This window comes from Fundidesulfovibrio agrisoli (assembly GCF_022808715.1).
In the GTDB taxonomy this organism is placed as follows: Bacteria; Desulfobacterota; Desulfovibrionia; order Desulfovibrionales; family Desulfovibrionaceae; genus Fundidesulfovibrio; species Fundidesulfovibrio agrisoli.
The window spans coordinates 83649-91006 of sequence record NZ_JAKZKX010000015.1 but is presented as its reverse complement, the minus strand read 5'-3'; the positions used below and the strand labels follow the sequence as shown (position 1 = coordinate 91006).

Annotated in this window: 4 protein-coding genes; 2 read left to right on the top strand and 2 right to left on the bottom strand. The window is 44.4% G+C overall.

Annotation, left to right across the window (positions count from 1 at the left end):
• On the top strand, nt 1-230 hold a 230-nt coding region (locus MLE27_RS12040; RefSeq protein ID WP_243312321.1), incomplete at its 5' end, for a hypothetical protein.
• A gap of 379 nt (nt 231-609) precedes the next feature.
• Here MLE27_RS12040 and MLE27_RS12035 read toward each other — a convergent pair.
• The gene (locus tag MLE27_RS12035) at nt 610-3024 is read right to left on the bottom strand and encodes an SIR2 family protein (protein ID WP_243312320.1); all 2415 of its coding nucleotides are present in this window, start codon (nt 3022-3024) and stop codon (nt 610-612) included.
• 2210 nt (nt 3025-5234) lie between these two features.
• Between MLE27_RS12035 and MLE27_RS12030 the strand changes: the two genes are divergently transcribed.
• Nucleotides 5235-5732: a J domain-containing protein gene (locus tag MLE27_RS12030; RefSeq protein ID WP_243312319.1), complete on the top strand. Its 498-nt coding sequence runs from the start codon at nt 5235-5237 to the stop codon at nt 5730-5732.
• A 1-nt stretch (nt 5733) separates the two neighbouring features.
• Here the strand turns inward: MLE27_RS12030 and MLE27_RS12025 are convergent, their stop codons facing one another.
• Nucleotides 5734-6945 (bottom strand): nuclease-related domain-containing protein, encoded by a 1212-nt coding sequence (locus MLE27_RS12025; RefSeq protein WP_243312318.1) that lies wholly within the window; start codon nt 6943-6945, stop codon nt 5734-5736.
• Between the last annotated feature and the right edge of the window lie 413 nt (nt 6946-7358).

The window sequence follows — 7358 nt, the reverse complement described above, 5'->3', positions numbered from 1 at the left end:
TCGGCTTGCTTCAGGATGCTCAGGATCTGACTGTCGGAGTAGCGGGACGTCTTCATGTAAAATCTCCTCGCCTGGGTTTACGAGAAAATTCTACTTTTCAGAACAACCTTTTATTGGGGGGATTACCCTTCCTCTCCGGTCTACAAGAAGGGCAGGATCGTCCTCAGCGCCAACATGCTGGCCGGGATCGATTTCGAAGAAGGGCAGAAGTTCACTGTGAAGAAGACTGAAGACGGGCTGAAGCTGGAGTTCGCCTAGGTCTATCTGGGTTGATTGTTCGCACAGGGGCCAGGGCAAATTTGCTCTGGCCTCACAACTGGTGACACCGCCTTAATTCTGGAAAAGAAGAAGGTCGGCAGGGGTCACCCACCCGCAGTTAACATTCAACAAGGGGTGTTGGATCGGAGTTAAAGTCTTAGATCTGCCCGGTTGTTGACCAAGGGCGCAAAGATATATTGATCCTGGCCGAATATTCCCGCGTTAACCTATAATTGTTTTGAATGTGCGCCAGCAAAGCAGTTGACTACCATAGTACTGAGCTATGAAACTAGAAAGCTGCAAAGTAAAATCAAGGACATATGAACCTGTCGACTACGCAGATATATGAAGCTAGGTTTGATTTCCCTTTATGATGTGCTGGTCAAATACCTCCCGGAGTCTCACCATGACCCGGTCAATAAAGTCCTGTTCGAGATAGCTGAAAGACGAAGCCACAGGGGAAGATTTCAATATCGCTGAACAAAAGTGTCTCATTTTAGCCTTTTTTGGCTTGCTAAGGTTTGCATAATGCACCTCAATTACATTTCGATACAAGTCGATTTGCTTGAATTTGTAGCGATCGTCCTCAAGGCCAACTAGCAGTCGGTGTGCATTTTCAAACCGATCAAAGTCGTCATTTGAATTGGCAGATAGAATATACTCTTTCAAAAGAAGTCGCGCTTGTTGAGTGTCTATTTGGTCCGTATGATAGCCAGACTTTGCCTCTGCCAATGAATACGCCGTGGCGAACAGTGTCTTGGCTTTGTCAAAGTTCGCATACACAAGATGAGCCATTCCGTACTGTAGCCAATAGTGAGGATCATTTTTCAGCCAAGAAACTCTGCGTTTTAAATCCTCGTAATAGCTTGCCATGGTTGTGATCTTGGCCTTGTCCTTTAATATTCGTTCCAAAGAGGAAAATTTCAAAACATGCTTGAAGAGTAATTCGTGGTCACGGGAATAGCTACTCTTGGCATTGAATTCTTCGGCAATATTTAGAAATCTGTCTTTAATTTCGTTAGACGAAAACTGTGATTTTAATAGGTACGCAGCAAAAACACTGGAAGTTATTATGGCACCCCTTTTGTCAAAACTGAATAGGCTTTGGAAATTATAATCATTTCTGAGGGTTGATTTGTAAATGAAGTCATTCCCTGAGACTTCACTGATCATGCTCGCCGTGGCCGGAATGTTCGCCACCTTCAGTATGGCTATGGCAAATATAACATCCTTGACCCCCCTTGTTGTTATGATTGACCTCAAGTTATTTTCAATGCGATTCTTTATATCTTCTGAGTCGAAAAGAGACAGCAGGAAATATGCTAGCGAAGAATCATTTTTATACTTAATCCAGTTCTTCTTTTCGCGTGGCGGCATCCCTGCCAATTCACCCCAGTGTCCCATGCTATCTGCTAACGAAATAACTCCATCCATCTCAAATTCGTCAAGGCAGTCTAGCGAGTACTGTACGTATTGGAATCCCCAATTTTTTAAATTTGCTATTTCTTTGTGATGAGAAGTAGTTCTTGACGTCGCAACTACAGTAAGGTCATGAACAGAAAAATTCTCAGCCAGGTAACGCATCAGGTTCTGGTCTCTGTAGTAGTCGTCAATCAAAAGTATAAAATGCTTGCCCCTTCTTACAAGAATATCAACATCCGCGATGATGTCGCCATACTGGTCGTCTATCATATACACAGAGTGCGACTTACTAAGTAGATATGGGGCCAATTCTTTCAAAAACGCAGTTTTTCCGTTTCCGAGATCACTAGTGATAACGACATTATTCCGTGATATATTGTTTTCTACATCTGAGAGGCATGTTCTTCGAAAGAGATAATTCCACTTCTCACTCCCGACTACAGATGATTCAACAAGATCGTCATTAATTTTGCCAAATATAAACAACCTTTCAAGGTCAATGTCTCTCACTTGTACATTGGTTTGTAAATATGCACACTCTGCCAATGCAGTTAGGCTCCCATCCTCAGTGCTTGCCTTTATGCAAGAAACCAATTCACCAAAGCCTGCGACTTCACACTTAATAACTTCCCCATAACAACTAAAGGTATACTCTTCTTTTTGTGGTATATCTTTTCTTGTAATGAAGTAGGCATCCAGACCGTCGCAATTTGCGACGATCCTTTTTATATCGATATCATAAAGGGAGTACCCTATGAAAATAATGGCTGAGCAGCGCCCGACATCGTTTTTAAAATTATGAAACCATGGGCTCCTCAAAAATCCTTCCGGTGAATTGTACGACGAGTCTGTGAGCTTGAATGTAGTTTCTAATGTCTTTTCAGTTAATTCTGAAATAGAGCCATTTATGTGAACCACAAGATCCTTTTTGGAATACTCAGAGGGTGGAATTCCAACAAACGCTGTTTCATACCGCTTTCCAATCGCTTGGCCAGCAATCTCTATTGAATTGTCGTAATTTGTCGTGTAGCAGCGCATCCAAGGCAACGCAGCAATAGCGTTATGTGCTGCCTTTGTTGAGCGTATCGTAAATGAATCTTTCAGGAAGCTTATCAACGGGGAACGTTCTGTATTTTGTCTTAAATACCTATCAGCCACATACGTCAAGTCATCGTCTTTGGTGAACTTGCCTAGATCAGCAATTTTGTGAGCTAATTCTTTCGCTCTAGGAGGAGTACTTCCCTTAAAATTTTCACACCCATCTGAAAACCCTGCTCCAGTAAACAACATCGCTTTTCCAGATTCAATGGATCGTATGAGATTTTGGGGAAGATTTTTAATCACAATTTTGTTCCTCCATGCTAAATGATAGAAACCAGATGATCTTTACCCATTCGAAACTCTGGAAAAGTTAATTATGACCAGCAATTGTTAGCTTGTTCAAACTGACCGAATAGCTTTCCGTTCTATAGTTTAAATACCTGCTCCAACTCACCCCGCAGCGACTCAAGCTTGGTACGGAACTCCTGCCGGTGCTCAGACATAATACTATGGATCTCATTACCTTTCAATTTTTGAAGCTTAGTTGAAGCGATTTTGTTGCCCTCATGCTGTTGCCAAAGCTAACCCTTGCCCCTCACTTGCCTCAGAAGCTTCATACTTTCTATTTTTGTGCGCAGCCTGGGTCAATCCGCTGTTCGCCTGCCTCCATAAGTTTTACCACATATGAAGTTTGACCATGCTCCATGCTACGTGCAGACGTTGCCCTCCAGGAAACCAACTCCAGGCATAACGCGCTGGGATTTCCATGTCATCCGGGGGGTGGGTGACATCATGGGTGACACCGCTTGAATTCGGGAAAAGAAGAAGGCCGGCTAGGGTTACCTAACCGGCCTTATTCTTTGGGAAATGTGTGGTGGAGCTGGACGGAATCGAACCGACGACCTCTTGAATGCCATGCCAGCAGCACGCTGAAATTATTAGACTTTGGCTAGCCAGCCAACGGTTGCCAACGTAACATTTTGGCGTCTGCCAACGGAAATGTGGCTTTCAGTGGCGGTCCTGCCAACGGCCAGCCAACGGCAGTGGTTGCGTAGGTGGCGGTGCTGTGGTTAGAAAGTCACAAGGCAGCCAAGTGGACACGCGCAGTTAGCAACCCACGAAAAAACTTCAATGACCTAAACGGACATGGTCACAATCGATCTCGCTAGTTGTCCGCCAAGGCTCAGAAAGGCATCCGTATGCGCGCTGTTCAGGTGGTGCTGAGCGGGCAAGACACCTGGACAGCAATCTGACCATATGCCACAAAATGATAACCGCCAGCGCCTGTGAAAGGCGTTAACATCATGATCATGGTCACCAAAGGCTAGACCAGCATCCAAGAATTAGGATTCCCAAGAGAAATCCGGAGGTCACTTTTTTAGAGGTAGTCATGGCACCTATTGAATATATGCTGTGGGGAGCTGGAATTTTTTATGCTTTTTATTTCTGGGGAGCGTGGCCTGGAGCAGCAGCTGTAGCAATTTTTTATTTTATAAGACTTAAACGCTAGAAAATATTCTGCGCGAGTTACAGGTGATGCTTGCTGCACCTGCTGAATAATATTATTGACTAGATTTCAAACGAGGTATTTAAGAATGGAAAAAATACGCGAGACATGCATTCACTTCTCGGGTGATGGCCTACAAACCTGTGATAAAAGAACTATTTCAAACAAAAGACAGAAGGTCAACTCTGACTGTGCGAAAGATTGTCCATATTATGAGGAAGGCCCTGGGTCAGAGGTACTACACGCATTAAAGATCCTAAATTAATAAGAAGAAGTGCTTCATCGCCTTAGAGCATCAACTGTTGTTTCACGACACCGAAAGTTTTTGACCCATGACATCCAATCTTTCTCCCCAAATAATATGGGTCACCAGAGCAGCAGGGGCTTACCCTGCCTAGGCCAAGTCATGGCAAAGCTCAACAGGTACGCGAGTTGTTCGATAATCAGCGAAGCCAAATTTCGACAAAAGTTGCTGCTTTTCGCCATCTATCTGGACACCTCGCAGCTCCCCCAGGTCACCGGGCCCACTCGAACATATAAACCGCTCTCTCATGGCTATTCACCACGGGAAACCGCGTTCCGCGAGCAACAGGCCCCTGCCCTCGGCGAATGGCCATATCAATGGCACCGAGAGAGCTTCTCAGGGCTACGCGAAGACCCACTTGCCTAGTTCAGAGAGCTCAAGGTGGCCTTTTCCTGGCATTTGAAGGAATGCCCCTTCAGTTTAACAACAGAGGAGAGAACATGTACATTTAGTTAGTGGGGTTAGATTGAGGACTGCGCAGGCACTACAACGAGGTCTGCCCCACTCAAGCCTGGAGAAGATGGCCCTCAAGGCCTACGCGGGAATGATCGGCAACAACCTGAACCAGAGGGCCACCCTCAAGAATCAAGTGGCCCGAAGAAACTCGCCAGGTCAAATGAACGAGGTGCGCTCATGACACGCCTGCAAATTATGCCAATACAGCAGATGCATCAACTGGCACAGCATGGGAAGGGTTAGGATATGACTTCGATATTTTTTTATGCCGTAGGCATACTTATATTTATTTATTTGTTTGGCTTCGACCAATACACCGTTGCCGGACTCATTTTAGGAGCATGCATCGTACATCCTCCAAAGTTTTTGCTCAATATTTTGGGATTTAGAAAAGATTACAAACGCAATAGACCGTCAAGCACGGGAGAATCTTCAAAAAATAGCGAACATACTAAACAAAAATACGAAAGTGGCCAATACGATGGGCACCGAAGGGGGGAAGATAACGATGAAAACCCCGGCCCTGATCCTGATCATCTTGTAGAAATGAAATACATTGGACTGCTTGGCCTCGGGACATATTTCTCTACTGAAGACATCAAAAAGGCTTATAAACAAAAAATATCGAAATATCATCCTGACAAAGTCGAGCACCTTGGGGATGAGTTCAAACTACTTGCTGAAGAAAAAGCCAAAGAATTAAACAACGCATACCAGTACTTGCTCAGCAAACATGCCACATGACTTACTTCCGAGGAACAACATTGTTAAAAAGCCAATGCAGGTGAGCTTGACGATTACCATAGCGTATTTCTGTAATCGTTGGCATCTCTAGCCCAACTTCCGTCGGGCTACCTGCCGGCTTAAACCGCAAACTATACTCAACATTCCCTCTCGCCATGTTAGTTGGAATGTTCTCAAGTCGTTCATGTAAGCCAAAAATGATTTCCTTCAGGCTTTGGTGCAAAACAAGAGGCATGTTCCCCATCAACATGCTACGAAGCAAAGACATGCCTTTACTAGACAAATCATTACAGTTTCTTTCAGCAATCGAATTTTTTATTCTCCCTACACGAGCAATATCAATTCCTGAGTTGTCAATGAACATATTCTTCCAGTCATTGCCGTATTTTCCATAGTGACCCATAATATCCCCCCGAAGAACATCACCTCCGAAGATTTTTACATGGTCCCACGTAGGTAAACATTTAAAGTCTTCAAGCAATTTTTTGTGTTGTTCCTTGCCAACCCGCCCCAACAATCCGTCGGCAAGACGCCCAGCAACCTCTTCCCCGAGAATATATTCTAACAGTCTGTCAGCCAATTCAATTGCAACACGCGTAAAATAGGAGGCATCGTCAACATTATTTGCCTGATCAATGTTCAGGTAGAAATCAAGCTTTGGTGTTGTTATAACATAGGGCGACTCTTCTATCGACCTATCCATGTGTAGCCTAATTGACCCATCGCCCCTGACTGTATCCACAAAAAAAACCTTGTGTTCAATCTGCTCCGGAACAACGTCATAGCCAATACCATTTAAAAAACTAGACAAAACCTTAGACTTTTTATAATTATCAAAAACTAAATTCGCACACTGTCTCACATCTCCCGGCTCACACATAAAACCAGATTCTTTCGTCCACATGTCATCATTGATTTTTCCATGTATACGGCCACTCCAGTTTTTCACCTCAACAATATGAATCTTTTTTTGTGTAATAACTATGAAGTCAATTTCTCTTTTCCCTGTTTCGTGAATTGGTACGCGCTTGTTGGAGAGCATCAACCCTCCTCCGCCCTTAGAAAAATTCTTATGACCTAAAAGACGCTTAACAAACTCTTCACCAGAATCACCCGCCAATGTTGTTTGATCTCGTGCCCTCCCCTGAGTGACTTTATTAACATTTTCATGCCAATCTACGACATTCTTTCTCAAATACTTAAAGAATCCCATGCGTGCTCCTTGCTCTAAGCTTGGTGCGGAATGAAACTGTGCGGGAAGCAACATCCTCGTTTAGAATTCAACTATCGCGTCACCTCGGAAAGACCGTAAAATCCTTCTAGACCTCCCTCCTTTCAGGGTCAACCAAGACGCGCTGTTTTCGGCAGGACTCTCAAATGCGAAGGCGCTTGCACGTTTGGTTTCGATGCACTTCGCTCTTCCAGATCCCCCGCCTCACCCCTCTCGTAGGGAAAAAACAGGGCCCAGACCGAATCACCGGCCTGATCCCCTCTTCGACACTTCTCTACTATGTCAGCGTTTCACCAATATTGAGGTCCACGGACTCAACGCACTTTTCCGCATCCTGTTTCAGATAGTCTGGGATGCGCCTCATCTCATAGCAAACAGGGCACATTGTTTTGCAT